Raw genomic sequence first — 21,328 nt, forward strand, 5'->3', positions numbered from 1 at the left:
GATCAGCCGTTGAGACCGAGCATCAGATCGAGGTTTTGCACTGCTGCTCCCGAAGCGCCTTTGCCGAGGTTGTCATAGACAGCCACCAGCAACGCCTGAGCACGCGCATCATTGGCGAAGACATAGACTTTCATGCGGTTGGTGTCGTTGTACTGCTCGGGATTGAGATCCGGTACGCGATCGACAGCCTCATAAGGTGCTACCTCAACCACGCCACCTTCAATGCCGGCAAAATGGTCGGCGATCGCCGCATGTAACTCGGCACCCGTCGGAATGTGATCGAGCTGGGCCAATTGCAACGGTACCACGGTGATCATGCCCTGCGCGAAATTCCCGACTGCCGGCTGCATCAGCGCGTCGTGCTTCAGCTTCGCATAGGCTTTCAGCTCCGGCAGATGCTTGTGCTTCAGGGACAGCGCATAGGGCGTGAATTCCGAAGCATTTTCGCCTTTGGCCTCATAGTCCTCGATCATCGTGCGGCCACCGCCGGAATAGCCGGAGATGCCGTTGAAGGTGACCGGATAGTCGGCCGGCAGCAGGCCTGCTTCGATCAGCGGGCGCAGCGTCGCGATCGGACCCTGGGGCCAGCAGCCCGGATTGGCGACGCGTTTCGCTGCCGCGATGCGCTTCATCTGTTCCTTGTCCATTTCCGGGAAACCGTATTCCCAGCCGGCAGCAACGCGATACGCGGTGGAAGCATCGATGACGCGGGTCGTGTCGTTCTTGATCAGAGACACGCTTTCCCGGGCCGCATCGTCCGGCAGGCAAAGAATGGCGACATCTGCGGCGTTGAGGAACTCGGCGCGGGCAGCAGTCTCCTTACGGCGCTCGGCCGGCACGGAGATGATCTCGAGATCGCCGCGGTCCGCCAGCCTGGCCCTGATCTGCAGGCCGGTGGTGCCGTGTTCGCCGTCGATGAAGATTTTCGGTTTCATTGCCTTGTCTGGTCCGATCTTTCTGGCCGGGACGTCAGATGTCCTGACCGGTATGGGTCTGGTTGGTGTTCTCTTCGGCTCTCGCCTTTCGCTCCGCCAGCAGGCCGAGATAGTGCATGGCGATGGTCGAGCCGGCGATAGCCGTTATATCGGCATGATCGTAGGCGGGCGCAACCTCCACGACATCTGCACCAACCAGATCGATCTGGCTGAGCAGGCGCAATGTCGAGAGAATCTTCGATGAGCTCGGACCGCCTGAAACGGGGGTGCCGGTGCCCGGTGCAAAGGCAGGATCGAGGCAGTCGATGTCGAAGGTGAGGTAGGTCTTGCGGCCGCCCGTACGCTCGACGATGGCATAGGCGATGTCGGCGGCGCGCATCTCCTCGACTTCGTAGCCGTGCAGGATCTTGATGCCGAAAGTGTCCGGCGCATGTGTGCGGATGCCGATCTGGATCGAACGGTCAGGGTCGATCAGGCCTTCTTTGACGGCACGGCCGACGAAGGAGCCATGGTCGATGCGCTTGCCGTCGTCAGGCCATGTGTCCTGATGTGCGTCGAACTGTACGAATGCCAGTGGGCCGTGCACGGCCGCATGCGCCTTGAGCAGCGGGTAGGTGACGAAATGATCGCCACCAAGTGAAAGCAGGAAGGCACCGCTTTTCAGGATCCTGGCGGCCTCGCGTTCGATGATGCCGGGTGTTTTCTGATGGTTGCCGCTGTCCAACAAGCAATCGCCATAATCGACCACCGCAAGGTGATCGAAGAACTCGCGCGAGAACGGATATTGAGGATCGTTGTCGAAGATGGCGGAGGCACGGCGCATCGCCTGCGGCCCGAAACGCGCACCGGGACGATTGGTGACGGCTGCATCGAATGGAATACCCCAAACAACGGCATCTGCGCCCTTCACGTCCTTGGTGTACTTGCGGCGCATGAACGACAAGGCACCGGCATAGGTCGGCTCGTAAGAGTGGCCGGTCTTGCCGCGGGCGGTAAAAGCGTGGTCGATGTTCTTGTTCGCCATCACATGTTCCTACGGTTGTTCGGGCAGCGACACATAACGGACCGCTAAGAAACTTGCCAGTCGCGAGACGGAGCGCTTGCGGCACTTGCCATGCCGACGCTCCAGGACTGCCGCTCGAGGGCAAGCAAGTCCCGTGTCTCGATTCGGCCATGGAACCTACAAGCCTGTCGGACGCTTCGATCACGCTTTCATTGCACGAACACGACAAGCGGTAACTACGCCCAATGGCGTGGGCCTGCTTGCCGCGTCCCTGGCCCATTCTCGCCCCAAAGCTGTCCGGTTGATCTTGGTCAACGCAGGCCCACTTTCTCCATGGCAGGTTTTACTGACCAATGGAGATTGCGATGTACAAGCATATTCTTGTTCCGACTGACGGTTCCGATCTTGCGGGTAAGGGAGTCAAGCAAGGGCTGGCGCTTGCAAAGGCACTTGGCGCGAAGGTGACGGTGGTGACCGCAACCGAGCCTTTCCCGGTTTCCGGCTTCGCACTCGGTGCCGGCTGGGTCCCATCCGGTGCGGACATGCAGGAATTCAGCGCGGCGCAGAAAGAAGATGCCGGAAAAATCCTGGCTGCCGTGAAGGCAGAGGCAACCAAGGCCGGGGTCGATGCCGATCTCGTCCATGTACCTGATCAGCGTGCTGCCGATGCGATCTTGGAAGCCGCAAAGGCGCACAAAGCCGATCTTATCGTGATCGCATCGCACGGTCGGCGTGGTGTCGAGCGTGTACTCCTCGGCAGCCAGACCTCGGAAGTTTTGGCGCACTCGTCCATTCCGGTGCTGGTCGTGAAATAGGCTTTCGCCCTTTGCTGCCGCAGCCGTCGTCGGTGATGACCACGACTGGCCGGATCAACGATCTGGCTTTTTGGTATAAGGCAGAAACGAAAAGGCCCGCCGGAAGCGGGCCTTTGTTACGCGAACACTCTTACGCGACTTGCACTCGTACAGAAAATCAGAACCGGTTATGCGGAAGTTTCCGCGCGGATGGTTTTCAGTGCAGGCCGGCTTGTCCGGCTTGGTGTTAGGCAGCCTTCTTGTCGAAGGTGTAGAGCTTGCCGATTTCGGCCTGAACGGTCTTGGCACCTTCGACGACGGTGGTCTTGGCGGTCTCCGCAGCACCACGGACGCGATCGATGTTGGCCGAAGCATTTTCACGCACAAAATCAGCCTGGATTTGAACAGCTTCGTTGAAGGACTGTGCACCGGCAATCTTCTCGACCGTGGTCAGCGTGTGCTGGACGTTGGCAAGCGTCGCATCGAGCAAGCCGCGGGAGAAGTTGGCATAGCCGGCAACGAAGGAAGCGGCGAACTTCTCGACCCCGTCGGTCAGCTTGGCAGCGCCACCGTGAACGGTCTCGGCGCGTTCCTTCGCGGTCGAAGCGCCACGCTTCACGAAATCGCGGGCGGCGGCAGGAACTTCAAGCTTCGACTGAACGCCGTCAAAAACGTTCTTGATCGAGGAAAAATAGTTGGAAGCAGGCGCGGTGGTGGTCTTGGCGGTCTTGGTCATGGCGATTCTCCATCCTCATAAGGAGCTATGGGTTGTGCCCCGTTCAGGATCGACCCGGAGCATAACGAGCATATAGGAGTGATTTTTGTGCAATGCAACATAGATTTTTGCTGCGTTGCAATAATCCTGCTAACCCACTGTCTGAAAAGCACTTAAATACTCGTTGCCTAGGCGATGTGAGGTCTATGACGCTGCTTTGGGAAGCCGGTTGAGGGCCGATGCGCCGCAGCAATCGGCATGCGCAATCCTGTTTTCCGATGCTAAGCTCGGCTCATCGAGACAGCAGGAGCGGATCGCAGATGTCGCAGCAGGATGCCACCGCCAGCGGGTTGTTGGGTGCCGACAAGGATGCCGAGGTAAAGCTCGCCGCGCTGCGGCGCACGAAGTTCGTGGCGGCTGCGGCGCTTGCGTTCTGCGTGGTGGTATTCGCCGTCTCGAAGTCCCTGGAGGGAAGCTATCCTTGGCTGGCCTTCATTGCCGCCTTCGCCGAGGCCGCGACCATCGGTGGCCTGGCCGACTGGTATGCGGTGGTAGCGCTGTTCAAGCGGCCGCTCGGTCTGCCGATCCCGCACACCGCGATCATCCCGGAGAACCAGACCCGCATTGCCGACAACCTCGGTCGTTTCATCGAGGTCAACTTCCTGGCACCCGGCCCGGTTCGCGAGAAGCTGAACGAAGTCGACTTTGCGTCGCTGGTTGCCGACTGGCTGGCCGACGAAGAGCGGGCGGCAGGCCTGTCGCGTTTCGTCGTGCGGCTGGTACCCCAGACGCTCGGCGCCATCGAACAATCCGGCCTGCGCGGCTTTGTCACCCAGCGCATGCTGGAACAGATGGAAAAGGTTCAAGTGGCACCACTGGCGGCGGAGTTGCTGGAGGCCTTCACCGAGGACCGCCGCCACCAGAAATTGTTCGACGAGTTCACCCGTGTCATCGGTCGCTTCCTGAACGACGAGCAGGCACTCGCAGCCATGCGTGAGAAGATCCGCGAGGAACTGCCTTCGCTATTCAACCTGTTTCGCGCTGACGCCTATCTCTTGAAAAAGATCGTTGCCTCCGCCGGATCGCTGCTGGAGGAGGTGAGGGCCGATCCCGACCACCCGATGCGCGAGGAATTCGACCGTTTCGTTGCGAAGTTCATCGAGCGATTGCGTCAGTCGAAGGAATATGCCCGTCGCGCCGAGCGGCTGAAGCGGGGCTTCCTTGCACGGCCTGAAATCCGCGAACTTGCACATGATATGTGGGACAGCTTGCGTCGTTTCATCGAGCAAGATGCCGTCGCCGACAATTCGATGATCCGGCAACACCTGACCGGCATGTTCATCGAGGTCGGGCGTCACCTGGCAGGCGACCCGCAGATCAGGGGCGACATGAACCAGGGCTTTGTCGTCGCTTTGGCTTCTTTCGTCGAAAGCCAGAAGAGCGGCGTCTCCAAATTCATCGCCGATCAGGTCAAGCGCTGGGATCTCGCACAGCTCACCCGCTTGATCGAGATGAACATCGGCCGTGATCTTCAATACATCCGTTTCAACGGCATGATCATTGGCGGCTTGGCCGGCCTGGCGCTCTATGCGGTGGAGCGGCTTTTCCTCGTCAATTGACGGTTGTATTCGCTGGTCTATTCTCACCCTTGCGGCAATCGCGCCGGAGAAGAGGAGGAGAAGACGACCATGGCCAAACAGCCCGAACCCGAATCCTTCATGGACATGTTCAGCAAAATCGGCCGCGACCTGAGGATGCCGCAGGTGGATGTCGACGCAATCCTCAGCCATCACCGCAAGAATCTCGAGGCACTGGAGAAATCGGCAAGAGCCACGGCAGCCGGCGCCTCCTCGATCATGGCGCGGCAGCGCGAAGTTCTGCAGGACTCCTTGCGCGAGGTCACCGAATTCAGCCAGAATTACCGCGCGCCCGGCAATCCGCAGGAGTTGATTGCCAAACAAGCCGATTTCGCACGAAGGTCGTTCGAAGCAGCAGTGAAGAACGCTGGCGACGTGGCCGATATCGTCAAGAAGTCAGGTGCGGAATCGGTCGACATCCTGCGCGCCCGCATCAAGGAAGCGATGGACGAGATCCGGCAGAGCTACGAGAAGAAATAGATGGCCACTGTCCGCTATTTTGCCGGTGATGTCGATGCTTCGGTCCTTTTCTACACGAGGCATCTGGGTTTCGCGTTGCGGCAGCAGTTCGGCCCCAACATGGCGATCCTCGATCGCGGCGACCTAACGCTGTGGCTGGCGGGACACCAGGCATCTGCCTCTCGGCCCATGCCCGATGGTGCCATACCCGAACCCGGGGGCTGGAACAGATTTGTTCTCGAAGTAACGGACCTGCCAAGCTTTGTGACAGCTCTGCAGGACGAAGGCGTGTCGTTTCGCAATACCATGATCGAGGGGCCAGGTGGTCGGCAAATCTTGTGCATGGACCCATCAGGCAATGTGATCGAGTTGTTCGAGGCGGCGGCAAGCTAAGTCTGGTCGGGGCAGGGCCCTGCCAGCCATAAAGTTGGGTGGAGGGGGAATGACGGAAACACAGCCCGGCAATGCGCCTGGCCGTCTGCGCCAGATGCAGATCTATGTCACCGGCGCAGGCGGCAAGCGTCCAACCGTGCCCGTCGCCCCGCACCTGCTGGAACAGGCCGCGATCCGCAAGATGACGCCGGAGGCAGCCGCCTACATTGTCGGTGGCGCCGGCAGCGAGACGACGATACGGGTCAATCGCGCCGCCTTCGAACGCCATCGCATCGTTCCGCGCGTGTTGCGTGACGTTTCCAGGCGTGACCTTTCCGTCACGCTGTTTGGCCGCCGTCACCCGGCTCCGGTCCTCCTTGACCCTGTCGGCGTGCTGGAAATGGTGCATCCGGAGGCGGATCTTGCCGTAGCCCGCGCCGCAGCCGCGGAAAATATCGCCTATGTCTTCTCCAATCAGGCGTCCGTGTCGATGGAACAATGTGCTGCCGCCATGGGCGACGCGCCGCGCTGGTTCCAGCTCTATTGGTCGAGCGACGACGATTTTGTCCGCTCCGTGGTCGCGCGAGCCGAGAAGTGCAGCTGTGAGGCGATTGCCGTCACGCTCGATACAACGCTGCTTGGCTGGCGCCCGCGTGATCTCGACGCTGCCTATCTACCGTTCCTGCGCGGGCTGGGGCTCGCCCAATATCTCAGCGACCCCGTCTTCAAATCCAAGATTCCGCGCAGTCCTCCTGAGACTGGCGTGAAACCACGCGGCTTCGATCTGATTTCGACCGCTCTCAGCTTGCGCCGCAAAGGCAAGCAGTTTGATCTGTCTATGCAGCAGATGCGTGCCGCCGTTGCCCATTTCACCGCGACCTATTCGCGACCGGACCTGAACTGGGCCGATCTCAAGCGGCTGCGGACTATGACGAAGCTGCCGATCCTGTTGAAAGGCATTCGCCATGCCGACGATGCGCGACTGGCGTATCAGCATGGTGTCGATGGGATCATTGTCTCCAACCATGGCGGCCGCCAGGTCGACGGCGAGGTCGCCACGCTGGACGCCTTGCCGGGTATCGTTTCCGCGGCCAGTGGCCTGCCGGTACTGCTCGATTCCGGTGTTCGTTCGGGGAGTGATGTCGCCAAAGCGTTGGCACTCGGCGCCACCGCCGTTTTGATCGGCAGACCCTATGTCTATGGATTGGCGCTCGCGGGTGAGACAGGTGTACGCGAAGTGATCCGCAACATCGTTGCCGAATTCGACTTGACGCTCGCATTGGCGGGGTTGGCCAAGGCAAGCGAGCTCGACGCTTCGATCCTGGCGGGGTAGGCACCTCTCTCCTGTGGGTTTTGCCATTCGCCCCCTGCATCACGGCCGGCGAGATGCTAGAGGTCGCCTCCAAATGTCTGGAGCGTGGCTCCGAAAAGTTGCAGACTTTTGGGATAAGAATCATGCGCACAAGAGATGGAGCGGGTGCCGATATCGGTTCCGCTCTGGAAGTCGGCCGGGGTTTTGAATGAAGGTAGCCATCGAGATGGGGACGGCGTCGGGCGCGGCCGCCACGCTCGATCTCGAGGAATTGCTCGCGACACGTCTTCTGGTGCAGGGCAATTCCGGCTCCGGCAAGTCGCATCTCCTGCGCAGGCTCCTTGAACAAAGCGCACCCTGGGTGCAACAGGTGGTGATCGATCCCGAGGGTGATTTCGTCACGCTCGCCGATCGTTTCGGTCACATCGTGGTCGACGCTCAGCGCACGGAAGCTGAACTCACCGGTATTGCCGGCCGCATTCGCCAACACCGCGCCTCCGTCGTGCTCAATCTGGAGGGGCTCGACGTCGAACAGCAGATGCGCGGAGCGGCCGCCTTCCTGAACGGCATGTTCGATGCCGAGCGCGACTACTGGTATCCCGTCCTCGTGGTGGTGGACGAGGCGCAGCTCTTCGCGCCCGCGGTGGCCGGCGAGGTCTCCGACGAGGCGCGCAAGGTCTCGCTCGGCGCCATGACCAATCTGATGTGCCGCGGCCGCAAGCGTGGCCTAGCCGGCGTCATCGCCACGCAGCGGCTGGCCAAGCTGGCCAAGAACGTGGCGGCGGAAGCCTCCAACTTCCTGATGGGGCGGACCTTCCTCGACATCGATATGGCGCGTGCTGCCGATCTTCTAGGTATGGAGCGTCGCCAGGCCGAGATGTTCCGCGACCTGGCGCGCGGCAATTTCGTGGCTTTGGGACCGGCCATGTCGCGGCGGCCACTGCCGGTTGCTATCGGCGCGGTCGAAACCTCGGCGCGTTCGGTCAGCCCGAAGCTGACGCCGCTGCCGGAAGCGATCGAGGATGTCGAAAGCCTGATCCTCACGCCAAGCCCCGAGGAATTGCGGCAGCCTGTGGTGCGACGCCCACGCCCGCCCGCACCGACGCCGACGGCCGACATTCTGGAGCAATTGTCACGTTCGGTCCCTGAACAGACCGCAGCTTCGGAGCCGGCGCCGACATTGTTCGACGAAGTCGAACGCGAGATCTTGATCAAGGCGGTGCTGGCCGAGATCGTAGAGGATCCGGACGCCGCTTTCCGTGCGGATTCATTGCTTTATCAGGATTTCCTGGTGCGTTGCCGTATCCGCCGCGTACCAGGCGACCCCCTCGGACTCTCCGTGTTTCGGCGGCGGCTGGCCATCGCAAAGACGGGTATCGACGAGACGACTGCGGCAAGCGATGTCTGGCAACAAGCACTGGCGTTATCTTCTGACGTTCCCGAGGATTTGCAGGCAGTATTCCTGATCGTCGCGCAGGCCGCTGTTACCGGCTCTCCTTGTCCATCTGACGCTGCGCTGGCGCGAGCCTATGGCACACAGTCGGCACGCCGGGCACGCCGGCTGCTGTCTTTTTTCGAAGAGCGCGGCCTGGCAGTGTTGCGGACAGATTTCCATGGACGGCGCGTTGTCGCGTTTCCAGACCTTGGCTGCGAAACCGCGCCAGGCGATCCCAATCGGCTGGACGATGTGCCGGAACAGCAGGCGGCCGAGTAGCGAAAGTGGCGGGTGCTAGTTCCGTTTCGGGTCTGGGAAGAACAGGCCCTTGAAGCCGCTGCGGTCGAAAGGTTTCCATTCGCCTTCGGCCTGAGCAAGGCGGTCGGCAATGGCATAGACCGCTGCGGGGTGATGCCCGAGGCCACAATGGCTCGCCTCCACCTCGATGCTCTCGGTATGCGGCAGTTCGTTTTCGATGCAGGCCTGCCAGGCGCAGATGCCGTCGGTGCGGCTGTAGATCGCGGTCGTCGGCACCGTTGGCGATTCCGAAATCGCGCCGCCCATGTGGCCTTCGCGGTCATCGACCTTGTGGCCGGAGGTGAACTCGTAGAGTTTCCAGGCGTTGGTCGCACGCGGATCACCGTTGAATGGGCTGCCCAATGTGATCACCATCCGCACTTCGTCGGGCAGCATCTTGGCCAGTTGTCTCGCATAGATGCCACCGAGGCTCCAGCCGACAAGGCTCACCTTGCGGCCATGCTTGTCTGCCAGCGCCTTGACGCGGTCGATCATCTTGCGCTCGACACCGGGCAGGGGGCCGTAGTTGCGACCAAGATCCCAGCCATAGGTGGCGTAGCCTTTGGATTTGAGGAAGCTGCGCAGCGCTGCGGTCGAGCGATCACTGGTGACAAGACCCGGCAAGACCAATACAGGATGACCGTCGCCACGCGGCGCCAGTGCCGTCAGAAGCGGTAGCGAGGCGACGAAACTTCCGAGTTCGGGCAATGCCCTGAGTTCCAGCGCGAACAGCAGTCGCGAAGGCGGTTTCAGCGTATCAGCGTGGGCCATCTAGGCTCCTGTCGGTTGATTCCGGCTGCACTCAACGCCGATTATGCCGCTTTTGTTCACAAAACTGCAATATTGTGCATGGTTTCCGCAGCGGCAGCAGGTTCACCGTTTTGCATCTTTCGGCGAAGGCGGCAGCTTTTCGGCTGCCGCCTTGAGCTCCGCCATGGCCGTGATCAGCAGGTCGCCGAGGTGATCGATATCGGGTACGGCGCGGCGGTCGGCGGTGATGCCGAAATCGAGCCGGTCCTGATAGCTCTGCACGGTGATGTTCAGTGCGATGCCGTGGATGGGGATCGAAACAGGGAACATCGCCAACACCTTGGCTCCGGCACAGTAGACCGAGATTGGTGGGCCGGGAACGTTGGAAATGGTCAGGTTCGTGGTCGACGGCATCACGTCGGCCAGGCCTGTGCGGCCATAGAGCTGAGCGAGGCCGGGAAACAGGATCGGCGCGCCAAGCAGCGTGTAATCTTTTGGAGAGACGTCTTTCACCGTTCCAGCCAGGGCTTTGGAATCGCTGCTGTTTTTGCGAATTGCCAGCAGTCGCTCCAACGGGTCTGCAAGCTCCGTGGCGATCGGGCAGAACATGCCGAAGACCTGATTGGAAGCATCCATGTCGCCCGGCTGCCGCAACGAAATCGGCACGAAAGCCACCAGCGGCTTTCTCGGCAACGCTTCATGATCCTCCAGATAGGCGCGCAAGGCGCCGGCACTTACCGCCATCACCACATCGTTGATCTTGGTGCCGGTTGCCTTGGCGATCATCTTGGCATCGCCAAGCGACAAGGCGCGGGCGGCAAAGGATCGCTGCGCAGTGATGGTGACGTTGAACGGCGTCTTGGGTGCAAGGATATCCGGAATGCCGGGCAGGCCTTCGCTGCTGCCGCTTTTGGCGATGAGCAGGTCCGTAAGCGTGCCGAGCACCTGCGGAACGGCCTCCATCGCCTTGAGTTGCTGGCGCATCACATTCTGCACCACATCGTTGATGCCGAGGATGGCACGTTCCTCGATCGTCGGTTTGCGGGTGGCTGGCTTCGGTTCCGGCGGCTTCACCTTCCGTGGCTGGGGCGACATGTCGTAGAGGGCTGCCGCAATCGCCATACCCGCGCCGCCATCGACGGCGGCATGATGAACTTTGGAGTAAATCGCGACATTGCCGTCTTCGAGCCCATCGATCACGGTGAACTGCCAAAGCGGGCGTGAGCGGTCGAGCAGTGTTGAATGCAAATCGCCAACCAGCCCTTCGAGCTGCTTCCAATTGCCGGGCGCCGGCAGCGTAGCGCGGCGCAAATGATAGGAAATATCGATCTCGCCGGCGTCGACCCAGGCCGGATGGTCGAGTTCCAGTACCGTGCGGGCAAGCTTCTTCTCGAAGATCGGCGCGAGATGCATGCGGCTGAGGAAGAATTCCTTGAAGTGATCGTAGAAGGAGCCTGAAAGATCGGCTGGCGGCTCATAGAGCGTCAAGCCGGCGACATGCATCGGCGTTTCAGGCGTCTCCATATAGAGAAAAGTGGCATCGATGCCGCCGAGCTGCTTCATGCATTCCCTCCCGGCCACCTTACCGATTGAGAGCCGCCAGGCCACGCGGCCTTCTTTCGGTGGATCATTTGCTGGATTGCCGGCAAAGGCAAGGTGCCGCGCGGAAAGGCGGGCCTTGCCGTGAGGACGGCGGCCTCGATTCCGATTGAGGCGCTGCTGGAATTGTTTCCGCTGGGTAATCGCCGTGAGCCGTCTAAGACGTTGTGGGCCGCTTCCCAAGCCTTTCTCGCGCGTCTAGATTGCAGGAATTCGCGGTCCAGGGGAGGAGCGCATGGAGCGTATCTGGGTAAGGAATTACCCTGCCGGCGTGCCGGCCGAAGTTGATATCACCCAGTATTCGTCGGTCGTTGCGCTGTTCGAAGAGAGCTTCGCGAAATACAGGAACGAAAAGGCCTATGTCTTCATGGACAGGGGCTTGACCTTCGGTGATGTGGATCGCCTTTCACGGGATCTCGCAGCCTATCTGCAGGGGCTTGGCCTGAAGCGCGGCGACCGCGTCGCCATCATGATGCCGAACGTGCTGCAGTATCCGATCGCCGTTGCCGCCGTCATGCGTGCCGGTTTCATCGTGGTCAATGTCAACCCGCTCTATACGCCGCGCGAGCTGGAACACCAGCTAAACGACTCCGGTGCGCAGGCGATCATCATCCTGGAGAATTTCGCCGCCACACTTCAAGAGGTCATCACGAACACCCCGATCAAGCACGTCGTGCTGGCCAGTGTCGGCGACTTGTTGGGTTTCCCGAAAGGCGCGGTCGTCAATCTGGTGCTGCGCAAGGTGAAGAAAGCCATACCGGCCTTCTCATTGCCGGGCGCGGTGCGCTTCAATGCTGCACTGATGAGAGGCAAGGGCAAGACATTCGACAAGCCGGAAATCGGCCCGGGCGACCCGGCGGTGCTGCAATACACCGGCGGCACCACCGGTGTTTCCAAGGGCGCGACGCTGCTTCACAGCACCATCATAGCCAATCTGCTGGCTTCCGAAGCCTGGACGCAGCCCGGCCTCAAGCGCCGGCCGATCAGCGGCCAGCTTACCTTCATAACGGCGCTGCCGCTCTACCACGTCTATGCTTTCATCACCTGTGGGCTGCTCGCCATGCGCACCGGTGGGGTCAATGTGCTGATCCCCAACCCGCGTGATATCCCGGCAACGATCAAGGAAATGGCGAAATACCGCTTCCACGTCATGCCGGGCGTCAACACGCTGTTCAACGCGCTCGCTAACAATCCCGAATTCGCCAAACTCGATTTTTCGCAGTTCCGCATCGCCAATGGCGGTGGCATGGCGGTGCAGGAGGCGGTTGCCAAAAAGTGGCTTGCCGTGACCGGCTGCCCGATTGTCGAAGGTTACGGTCTGTCCGAGACATCGTCCGGCATTGCATGCAACCCGACCGACAACGATGCCTATACCGGAACGATCGGCCTGCCGTTGCCCAACGTCGAAATCAGGCTGCTCGACGACGACGGCATGGACGTACCGCGTGGCCAGCCCGGCGAGATCGCCATTCGCGGGCCCCAGGTGATGTCCGGCTATTGGAACCGGCCCGACGAGACAGAAAAAGTCATGACGCCGGATGGCTTCTTCAAATCCGGTGATGTCGGCATCATGGACGACAACGGTTACGTGAAGATCGTCGACCGCAAGAAGGACATGATCCTGGTCTCCGGCTTCAATGTTTACCCCAACGAAGTCGAGGCCGTCGCGGTTCAGCATCCGGGTGTGCTGGAAGCTGCTGTCGTCGGTGTGCCGGACAAGAATTCCGGCGAGGCGGTGATGATGTTCGTGGTGCGGAAAGATCCGGCCCTCAGCAAGGAGGCGCTGGCCGAGTTCTGCGTCAAGCATCTCACCGGCTACAAGAAGCCGAAATACATCGAATTCAGGGACGATCTGCCACGAACCAATGTGGGCAAGATCCTGCGGCGCGAACTGCGCGACCAGATGATCAAGGAGATGGCGGCACCTCGATCAGTGCCGAATTGACAGGGCGGCGCGTTCATGGTCGGACGGGGCAGCTGAAACAATCAGGAATGATGGAATGAGCAAGTCACCTCCGACCTACGAAGAGCTCCGGTCGATGACCGGGCAGGAGCTTGGCGTTTCCGATTGGGTTGAGGTCGATCAGGCCCGTATCGATCAGTTCGCCGAATGCACCGAGGATCGGCAGTGGATCCATACGAATCCCGAGCGGGCGAAGAAGGAAAGTCCGTTCCGCACGACGATCGCGCATGGCTATCTCAGCCTGTCGCTGATCGGTGGTCTCAGCCAGCAGATGAATGTCGTGCCTGAGAACACCCAGGCTGTCTTCAACTATGGGCTCGACAAGGTGCGTTTTCTGGCACCGGTCAGGGTCGGTACGCGGGTCAGGCTGCGCGCTTCGCTGATCTCGGTCGAGGACAAGGCTCCCGGCCAGTACCTGATGAAATTCGCCAACACGATCGAGATCGAGGGCGAGGAAAAACCGGCGTTGATGGCCGAGACATTGGCCATGTTTTACGAACGGCGGAGAAAAGCGGGAGGGTAATTCATGGCCAAGGCGCCGGCGAAGGATAGCAAGGACGGCGAAAAGCGTGGCAGTGAGGAGAGGGCGAAGGACACACGCCCGCTTGCCGAGCAGATCGCCGATGAGGCGGCCGAAAACACGCTGGCCCTCAATCCACTCGTTGGCTTGCGCACGCAGGATATCGCCGCCGCCACCGGCTCGGTGCTGAAGGCACTGGCCAGCCACCCGCAGGCATTGGCCGAACAATGGCTCGCCTTTGCCAGCGAGTTCGGCAAGATCGTCACCGGCCAGTCCGAACTCGCTGCCGATCCCAAGGATCGCCGCTTTGCCGATCCTGCTTGGAAGTCGAGCAGCCTGCACAAGGCGGTGATGCAGTCCTATGTCGCCTGGAGCAAGTCGGTGACCGAGCTGGTCGCCAAGACCGACCTGCCCGAGAAGGACGCGGCGCGCGCGCGACTGATCACGTCCATCTTCGTCGACACCATGGCGCCCTCCAACAACCCTGCCTTGAACCCGACGGCCATCAAGGCTTTGGTGGATACCGGCGGCAAAAGCGCCGTGAACGGGTTGAAGAACTTCCTCGACGACATGACACGCAATGGTGGCCTGCCGTCTTCGGTCGACGCCTCCAAGTTCAAGGTTGGCGAGAATCTCGCCAACAGCCCGGGCACGGTTGTGTTCAAGAACGAGGTGCTCGAACTCGTCCACTACACGGCAACGACGGAGAAGGTTTATCAGCGGCCGCTGCTGGTGGTGCCGCCGCAGATCAACAAGTACTATTCGGTCGATCTTTCGCCGGACAAGAGCATGATCAGGTTCCTGCTCAGCCACGGCATCCAGCCTTATTGCGTCTCGTGGCGCAATCCGACGCCCGAGCAGCGCGACTGGGGTCTCGACACCTATATTGCTGCACTTGATGAAGCCTGTGACGCCGCGCGCGAGATCGCCGGCGCCGATACAGTCAACATCATGGGCTCGTGCTCGGGAGGCATTACGCTGTCGACCTATGTCGCCTGGCTGGCGGCGCAGAAAAAAGACAAGATAAACGCCGTCATCCTGGCTGTGTGCGTGCTCAATACGCAGGCCGACACGGATTCCGACTTCGCCGCGCTGGTGACGCCGGAAACGATCATGGCCGCCAAGCAGATGTCGAAGGCGCGAGGCATCCTCGACGGCCACGAGATGGCAAAGATGTTTGCCTGGATGAGGCCGAACGACCTGATCTGGAACTATTGGGTCAACAACTATCTGCTCGGCAATGCGCCGCCGGCCTTCGACGTGCTCTATTGGAACGCCGACACCACCCGCTTGCCGGCTCGACTGCACAGCGATTTCCTGGACCTCATCTTCACAAACCCGTTCATGAACCCGGGCAAGATGTCGATCCACGGCGTACCGATCGACATGAGCAAGGTGAAGCACGACACCTATGTCATCGGCGGCACCACCGACCACATCACGCCATGGAAGGCAGTCTACCAGACCGCGCGCCTCTACGGTGACAACACGACCTTCATCCTTTCCAACTCCGGTCATCTGCAGAGCCTCCTCAACCCGCCCGGCAATCCGAAAGCCTGGTATGTGAAAGGCAGGACAAAGGAGAAGGATGCCGACGCCTGGACCGCCAAGGCCGAAAAGCATGAAGGCAGTTGGTGGCTCGACTGGGCGGCCTATCTCAAGGAGCGCTCGGGCGCCGAGATCGCTGCGCCGAAGACGCCGGGCAGTGCCAGGCACAAGCCGATGGGGGCGGCACCAGGCACCTATGTGTTCGAGCCGTGATTTGCCCGAGATCTGACAAAAAGCATTGAATCAAACGGGGACGGATTGAATGGCGATGGCTGCAGGCAGAGCCAAGACGGACGGCGCGATGGATATCAAGATGTTCGATGTCGACGGGCAATTGTTGCGCGTCGGTATTCGTCATGGCAACTCCAACCGCCCTCCGTTGATGATGTTCAACGGCATCGGCGCTAATCTGGAGTTGGCGGCGCCCTTCATGGCGGCGCTGGAGGACACCACCGGCATCATCTTCGACGTGCCGGGTGTCGGTGGTTCGCCCAATCCAATATTTCCCTATCGCCCTTCGACGCTGGCGCGGCTCGGAAAACGCCTCGGCGAAATCCTTGGCCATGACAGGCTGGACATTTCCGGCGTGTCGTGGGGCGGCGGGCTCGCCCAGCAGTTCGCCTTCCAATACCCTTCGGTGTGTCGCAAGCTGATCCTGGCAGCCACCGCGCCTGGGGTCACCATGGTGCCCGGCGCTCCCAGCGTGCTTTCGAAGATGGCCAGCCCGAAACGGTACACCGACCCTGGCTATATGCGCTCGATCGCCGCCGAGATCTATGGCGGCGATTTCCGCAAGGATCCAACGCTGATCAACCGTCACGCGTCCGCCATGAAGGGCGCCTCGCAATATGGCTATTTCCTGCAGCTCTTCGCGATGAGCGGCTGGACGAGCCTGCCCTGGTTATGGATGCTGCGCCAGCCGACGCTGATCATGGCCGGCACCGACGACCCGCTGGTGCCGGTGATCAACGCCAGGATGCTCAACACCATGATCGCCCGGTCACGGCTGGAATTGCTTGATGACGGTCACCTCTTCCTGGTGACCAAACCGAAGCAGTCGGCCGAAATGATCGAGGCCTTCCTCAGAGAATAACCCTATTGGCCCGCGCGACTAGAGCGTTTCCGTTTTTTCACGGAAACGCGGAAACGCTCTAAGCTTTTGTTTTTGTCGCATTTTTGTAACGCCAAGTGATTCCACTTGGCTACAAAATGCTCTAGAACCGCGTCACAACGCCGATGCCGGTGCCTTCGAAATTTCCCATCGCCATCAGCGCGGCCGGTGCTTCATCAAGGCTGTAGGTCTTGCCGATCAACAGATCGGGCCGCAGCTTGCCGGTCTTGATCATTTCCATCATCGCGCCATAGCGGAAAGCCTGCATGCCGTGGCTGCCGCGGATTTCGAGTTCGTGGGCAATGATCTTGGCCATCGGGACCGCTGCCTTGGCGTGATCGCCGAGCATCAGCCCGACCTGCACATGCCGGCCACGGCGGCGCAGGTTCGAGATCGAGTTGTAGGATGTGGTCGGATGGCCGAGTGCGTCCATCGACATATGCGCGCCGCCATTGGTGATCTGCTTCACCGCCTTCACCACATTGGGCGTGTCCGCCGCGTTGATCGTGGCGACCGCTCCCAATTTCTGTGCCAGCTCGAGTTTTTCGTTGGTCAGGTCGATCGCCACGACATTGGCGCCCATGGCATTGGCGATCATGATGGCCGACAGGCCGACACCGCCACATCCGTGCACGGCCACCCATTCGCCAGGCGTCACACGGCCCTGATCGACGACAGCGCGGAAGGACGTCACGAACCGGCAGCCGAGGCTGGCAGCGGTGGCGAAATCCATTTCTTCGGGGATAGCGACCAGATTGGTGTCGGCGTGATCGATGGCGACATATTCGGCATACGAGCCCCACGCCGAGAACCCTGGCTGGAACTGGTGCTCGCAGACCTGGTGATTGCCGGAGGCACATTCGAAACAATGGCCGCAGGCCGCAACGAAAGGCACGGTTACACGGGCGCCGGCCTTCCAGTTGTGCACCTGGCGACCAGCTGCCACGACGGTGCCGGCCAACTCATGTCCGGGTACGTGCGGCAAACGGATATCCGGATCATGACCCATCCAGCCATGCCAATCGCTGCGGCAGAGCCCGGTCGCGGCGACCTTGATCACAACGCCGTCGGGTGAGGGGATGGGATCCGGCACAGTGCGGATCACCGGTGTTTCCCCGAATTTCTCGAACACCACAGCCTTCATCGGGCACTCTCCGTTCAAAGTCTTTCAGCGATTGGCGGCCTGGCTGCTTAACCTTCCGCGTCGGGCTGGTTCTGTGGCGCGGCCTTTTGGAAGGCTGGCAACTCCATGCAGGCGGCGTTGATACGCGAAATAACCGGATAGGGGCTCATGTCGACACCGAAGCGGCTGTTGTTGGCAACCTGCGCGACGAGACAGATGTCGGCAAGGCCCGGTGTCTCGCCGTGGCAGAACGTGCCTGTCTGTGACGATGAGGACAGCATCTTTTCAAGAGGTTGAAAGCCTTCATTGACCCAATGCCGGAACCAGTTGACGACGTCTTCGTCACCGGCGCCGAAGACGGTGCGAAGGCTGGTCAGGACACGCAGATTGTTTACCGGGTGGATGTCGCAAGCGATCATCTGCGAAAGCATGCGCACCCGAGCGCGGCCGGCGGCGTCCTTCGGCAGCAAGGGTGGCTCCGATCTGATCTCGTCCAGGAATTCGATTATGGCCAAAGACTGCGTCAGCAACATACCGTCGCCCCAGATCAGTGCCGGTACCAGCCCTTGGGGATTGACCGAGAGATAGGCCGGCTCGAGATGCTCACCATGGCGCAGGTGGTGCGGCACATAGGTATAGGCGACGCCCTTCATCTCCAGTGCGATACGGACCCGATAGGAGGTCGAGGACCGATAGTAGTTGTGCAGGATGATTTCGCTCATCGCGCTTGCCCGATGATGAGTTCGATCGTGCCGATCCCGTCGACACCGCCGCTGACCCGGTCACCTTCAACGAGCGGGCCCACGCCCGCCGGAGTTCCAGTAAAAATGAGATCGCCAGGCTGGAGTTCCACCGCCTCGCTGCAGATCGCCACGATGTCCGCAATTGGCCAGATCAGTTCTTCGAGATCGCCTTCCTGTTTGACGGTGTCGTTCACCGAGAGCCAGATACGACCTTGGCGAGGATGGCCGGATTGCGACGCGGGCACCAGTGCACCGCAAGGCGCAGATTGATCGAAGGCTTTGGCCCAATCCCATGGCCTTGCGGCTTTTTTCGCTTCCTCCTGCAGGTCCCGGCGGGTCAGATCGATGCCGACGCCGTAACCCCAGATATGATCCAGGGCCTGCGCGACAGGGATGCGAAAACCGCCCTTGCCGATGGCTGCCACCAGTTCGATTTCATGGTGCAGGTTCTTCGTCAGGGCTGGATAGGGGATCTTTTGCCCCGAATCGACCACCGCGTCCGCAGGCTTGGTGAAGAAGAAGGGCGGATCGCGTTCATCATTGCCGAGTTCGCGGGCATGAGCTGCATAATTGCGGCCGACGCAGAAGATACGCCGCACCGGGTAACGCTCTGAAGAACCGGCAATGGCGACGGAAGCTGTCGGTGGTGTCGCCAGCGCAAATGCATTCATGCCTCTTCCTTTCCCGAACCAGGCGCATCGGAACGCGCGCACATTCGATTGTTTTGCATCGGCGGGCAAGGCATCAACTTTCGCAAAGCGCTGGTTCTGCGATCAACAGTTGATTGTCGGCAGAGGTATCTGCACCGGGCTGGCGTGATCCAATTGCCAATGTACTATTGGCTAATGAACGGATTGTCGGTGGAGGCGTATGCTGCCCGTGATGATCGAGATCGGGATAAATGCGGCCATGAGTCCAGCGAGCGAAGTCGCGAGATTTCTGATTATCGACGACCACCCACTGTTTCGGGAGGCTTTGCACAGCGCGGTGCGGATGGCTTACCCTGATGTCGATACCGTCGAGGCCCGTTCGATCGGCGAGGCGGTCGAATTGCTGGCCGAGGCGCGGCCATTCGACTTGGCGTTGTTGGATCTCTCGATGCCCGATGTCCATGGCTTTGAAGGGCTGTTGCAGTTGCGCACGCGTTATCCCCACCTGCCGGTGGTCATCGTCTCGGGTTATGAAGACCCCAAGATCATTTCCGAAGCATTGTCCTATGGAGCCGCGGGATTCATTCCGAAGTCGGTGCGCAAGGATGATCTTGCTGCGGCCATTCGCTCGGTGATGGAGGGCGCGATCTACGTTCCCGAAACCTACAAAGCCGAGCAGCCGGATCCGGAAAGCAACGATCGCGCCGACATGGTGCAGAGACTATCGCGCCTGACCCCTCAGCAATTGCGGGTGCTGCAGATGTTGCGTCAAGGTATGCTGAACAAGCAGATCGCCTATGAACTGCAGGTTGGAGAGACGACCGTAAAGGCGCACGTCTCCGAAATCTTGCGCAAGCTCAATGTCTACAGCCGCACGCAGGCGGTGATCGAAGTGTCGAAACTCGACAACGCTGAGCTGTTCCGGGATCAGCAGGGGTTTTAGGGGAGTAAGGCAGTTAGGCAATAGGGCAGTAGGCAGTAGGGCAAGCACCATCTGCCCTATTCCCCTATTCCCTTAACTGCCCTTCTACGCCAGCAAATGCGCCAGCAGAGCCCGTAATTGCGCCGGTTTCAACGGCTTGCGCATGAACTCGATGCCTGCGGCGCGGGCGGCGTTCATGACACTTTCCGACGGGTCGGCCGTCACAAGAAGGGCGGGCACGGCACGGCCGAGATAGTCGCGCACCTGGGAAACGGTCATGGTGCCGAGATCCCCGCCTTCGAGGTGCTGATCGGCAATGATGATGTCAGGCACCCAGTCGGTGTCTCCCAGTGCATCCAATGCCTCGTCGGTCGAGGTTGCTGCCCGCACGGTGCATTGCCAGCGTTCCAACAGCGAAGTCATCGCAGCCAGCACGTCGGCATCGTTCTCCACCAGCAGAACCTTGGTGCCGAACAGGCCGTAACCCGGTTGGCGCTCCGCCTCGACCGTGCCGGGCTCCGGAACGGGATGGGTGGAAACCGGGACATCGATATGAAAGATCGTGCCGCGCCCGACGGTCGAAGAGAAGGTGACGGGATGGCCGAGCGCGCCTGCCATGCGTTTTACTATGGCTAGCCCCAGACCGAGCCCGCCACCGGCCAATTCGGCGTCCGACATGCGTGGACCGCGGTGGAATTCCTCGAACACGGCCTCGCGCTGGTCTTCGGGAATGCCACAGCCGGTGTCGGCAACATCGATACGGATCATGTTGCCACGCTGGCGGGTGCCGACGAGCACCCCGCCTCGCCGTGTATAGCGCAGTGCGTTGGACAGGATGTTCTGCAGGATACGACGCAGAAGCGTGCGGTCGGACCGGACAGCTATGGCCACGGGTCGGAACCGTAGCGATAAGCCCTTCGTTTCGGCGATCGGCTGGAAATCGGAGCGTAGCGCTGAAAACAGTGTCTCCAGATTGACGTCGGTGGTTTCGGGTTCGACCACACCGGCGTCGAGTTTCGAGATGTCGAGCAGTGTATGAAGCAGGTCTTCCATGGTCTGAAGCGAACGCTCCACCTGGCGCACCAGCTTGCGCCCTTCCTCCGAAGTCTGCACTTCCGCCAGTGCGGAAACCGACAGATGGGCCGCATTCAGCGGCTGCAGTACGTCATGGCTGGCGGCTGCCAGGAACCGGGTTTTGGAGAGATTGGCATGTTCGGCGCTTTCCTTCGCAGCCGAAAGCGCCATGTTCGACTGCTCGAGCCGGCGTAGCGTGGAATGCAACTCCTCGGTGCGCATCCGCACCCGGTTTTCCAATGAAATCGCCGTCTGGAACAAGGAGAATGCATTGCCTTGCTGGTCCATCGAGCGTTCGACACGGCTGACGAGCGCTGCGTTGATCTTCTTGAGGCGCTCGACGTCCTGGATATCGTTCAGGGGCAC

The 21,328-nt window shown here is 60.7% G+C and carries 20 protein-coding genes; 11 read left to right on the top strand and 9 right to left on the bottom strand.

The features are described 5' to 3' along the window. Positions 1–2: 2 nt before the first annotated feature. Positions 3–935 carry an N-acetyl-gamma-glutamyl-phosphate reductase gene (gene argC / locus L4923_RS00175; RefSeq protein WP_239360502.1) on the bottom strand — a complete coding sequence of 311 codons (933 nt, stop codon included), beginning with the start codon at positions 933–935 and terminating at the stop codon, positions 3–5. 34 nt (positions 936–969) lie between these two features. After that, entirely contained in the window at positions 970–1,959 is a 990-nt protein-coding gene (speB, locus tag L4923_RS00180) for an agmatinase (RefSeq protein ID WP_239360505.1), read from the bottom strand. Between the two features lie 344 nt (positions 1,960–2,303). Here speB and L4923_RS00185 point away from each other — a divergent pair, with 344 nt between their 5' ends. Next, the gene (locus L4923_RS00185) at positions 2,304–2,753 is read left to right on the top strand and encodes a universal stress protein (RefSeq protein WP_239360508.1); all 450 of its coding nucleotides are present in this window, start codon (positions 2,304–2,306) and stop codon (positions 2,751–2,753) included. Positions 2,754–2,979: 226 nt separating this feature from the next. Here the strand turns inward: L4923_RS00185 and L4923_RS00190 are convergent, their stop codons facing one another. Continuing rightward, a complete protein-coding gene (locus tag L4923_RS00190; RefSeq protein WP_239360511.1) occupies positions 2,980–3,468 on the bottom strand; it encodes a phasin family protein in 489 nt (162 codons plus the stop codon). Between the two features lie 299 nt (positions 3,469–3,767). On the opposite strand from L4923_RS00190, the gene L4923_RS00195 reads away from it, so the two are divergent. The 5 genes from L4923_RS00195 to L4923_RS00215 all read left to right on the top strand — a co-directional run bounded on the left by L4923_RS00195 (position 3,768) and on the right by L4923_RS00215 (position 8,941). Next, a complete protein-coding gene (locus tag L4923_RS00195) occupies positions 3,768–5,066 on the top strand; it encodes a DUF445 domain-containing protein (RefSeq protein ID WP_239360514.1) in 1,299 nt (432 codons plus the stop codon). Positions 5,067–5,135: 69 nt separating this feature from the next. Next, positions 5,136–5,564 (top strand): phasin family protein, encoded by a 429-nt coding sequence (locus tag L4923_RS00200; RefSeq protein ID WP_239360531.1) that lies wholly within the window; start codon positions 5,136–5,138, stop codon positions 5,562–5,564. Further along, positions 5,565–5,936: a VOC family protein gene (locus L4923_RS00205; RefSeq protein WP_239360551.1), complete on the top strand. Its 372-nt coding sequence runs from the start codon at positions 5,565–5,567 to the stop codon at positions 5,934–5,936. Between the two features lie 49 nt (positions 5,937–5,985). Then, the gene (locus tag L4923_RS00210) at positions 5,986–7,248 is read left to right on the top strand and encodes an alpha-hydroxy-acid oxidizing protein (RefSeq protein WP_239360570.1); all 1,263 of its coding nucleotides are present in this window, start codon (positions 5,986–5,988) and stop codon (positions 7,246–7,248) included. A 187-nt stretch (positions 7,249–7,435) separates the two neighbouring features. Further along, positions 7,436–8,941, top strand: a complete 1,506-nt coding sequence (locus L4923_RS00215) for a helicase HerA domain-containing protein (RefSeq protein WP_239360573.1) — start codon at positions 7,436–7,438, stop codon at positions 8,939–8,941. Between the two features lie 15 nt (positions 8,942–8,956). On the opposite strand, the gene L4923_RS00220 is transcribed toward L4923_RS00215, so the two are convergent. Together L4923_RS00220 and L4923_RS00225 are read right to left on the bottom strand one after the other, a co-directional pair. Further along, on the bottom strand, positions 8,957–9,730 hold the full coding sequence (locus L4923_RS00220) for an esterase/lipase family protein (protein ID WP_239360576.1): 774 nt from the start codon (positions 9,728–9,730) through the stop codon (positions 8,957–8,959). Between the two features lie 102 nt (positions 9,731–9,832). After that, positions 9,833–11,272 carry a WS/DGAT/MGAT family O-acyltransferase gene (locus tag L4923_RS00225; RefSeq protein ID WP_239360579.1) on the bottom strand — a complete coding sequence of 480 codons (1,440 nt, stop codon included), beginning with the start codon at positions 11,270–11,272 and terminating at the stop codon, positions 9,833–9,835. Positions 11,273–11,543: 271 nt separating this feature from the next. Here L4923_RS00225 and L4923_RS00230 point away from each other — a divergent pair, with 271 nt between their 5' ends. The 4 genes from L4923_RS00230 to phaZ are packed head-to-tail and all read left to right on the top strand — an operon-like array spanning position 11,544 to position 16,432. Next, positions 11,544–13,253, top strand: a complete 1,710-nt coding sequence (locus L4923_RS00230; RefSeq protein WP_239360582.1) for a long-chain-fatty-acid--CoA ligase — start codon at positions 11,544–11,546, stop codon at positions 13,251–13,253. A gap of 55 nt (positions 13,254–13,308) precedes the next feature. Next, a complete protein-coding gene (locus tag L4923_RS00235) occupies positions 13,309–13,794 on the top strand; it encodes a MaoC family dehydratase (RefSeq protein ID WP_239360585.1) in 486 nt (161 codons plus the stop codon). Between the two features lie 3 nt (positions 13,795–13,797). Continuing rightward, complete coding sequence (locus tag L4923_RS00240) at positions 13,798–15,552, top strand: alpha/beta fold hydrolase (protein WP_239360604.1); 1,755 nt, start codon at positions 13,798–13,800, stop codon at positions 15,550–15,552. Between the two features lie 55 nt (positions 15,553–15,607). Then, positions 15,608–16,432: a poly(3-hydroxyalkanoate) depolymerase gene (gene phaZ, locus L4923_RS00245; RefSeq protein ID WP_239360620.1), complete on the top strand. Its 825-nt coding sequence runs from the start codon at positions 15,608–15,610 to the stop codon at positions 16,430–16,432. 121 nt (positions 16,433–16,553) lie between these two features. On the opposite strand, the gene L4923_RS00250 is transcribed toward phaZ, so the two are convergent. From L4923_RS00250 to L4923_RS00260, 3 genes are read right to left on the bottom strand one after another with little or no spacing between them, the layout of a single operon-like run. Beyond that, positions 16,554–17,594, bottom strand: coding sequence for a zinc-dependent alcohol dehydrogenase family protein (locus tag L4923_RS00250; protein WP_239360622.1), 1,041 nt, complete (start codon positions 17,592–17,594; stop codon positions 16,554–16,556). Positions 17,595–17,641: 47 nt separating this feature from the next. Continuing rightward, a complete protein-coding gene (gene maiA, locus L4923_RS00255) occupies positions 17,642–18,295 on the bottom strand; it encodes a maleylacetoacetate isomerase (protein WP_239360634.1) in 654 nt (217 codons plus the stop codon). Continuing rightward, positions 18,292–18,987 (bottom strand): fumarylacetoacetate hydrolase family protein, encoded by a 696-nt coding sequence (locus L4923_RS00260; protein WP_239360637.1) that lies wholly within the window; start codon positions 18,985–18,987, stop codon positions 18,292–18,294. The genes maiA and L4923_RS00260 overlap by 4 nt, the downstream gene beginning before the upstream one ends. A 238-nt stretch (positions 18,988–19,225) precedes the next feature. Here L4923_RS00260 and L4923_RS00265 point away from each other — a divergent pair, with 238 nt between their 5' ends. Further along, positions 19,226–19,909 carry a response regulator gene (locus tag L4923_RS00265; protein WP_239362041.1) on the top strand — a complete coding sequence of 228 codons (684 nt, stop codon included), beginning with the start codon at positions 19,226–19,228 and terminating at the stop codon, positions 19,907–19,909. Positions 19,910–19,993: 84 nt separating this feature from the next. On the opposite strand, the gene L4923_RS00270 is transcribed toward L4923_RS00265, so the two are convergent. Further along, positions 19,994–21,328 (bottom strand): ATP-binding response regulator, encoded by a 1,335-nt coding sequence (locus L4923_RS00270; protein WP_239360640.1) that lies wholly within the window; start codon positions 21,326–21,328, stop codon positions 19,994–19,996.

This window comes from Terribium retamae (assembly GCF_022347545.1).
GTDB lineage: Bacteria > Pseudomonadota > Alphaproteobacteria > Rhizobiales > Rhizobiaceae > Mesorhizobium > Mesorhizobium retamae.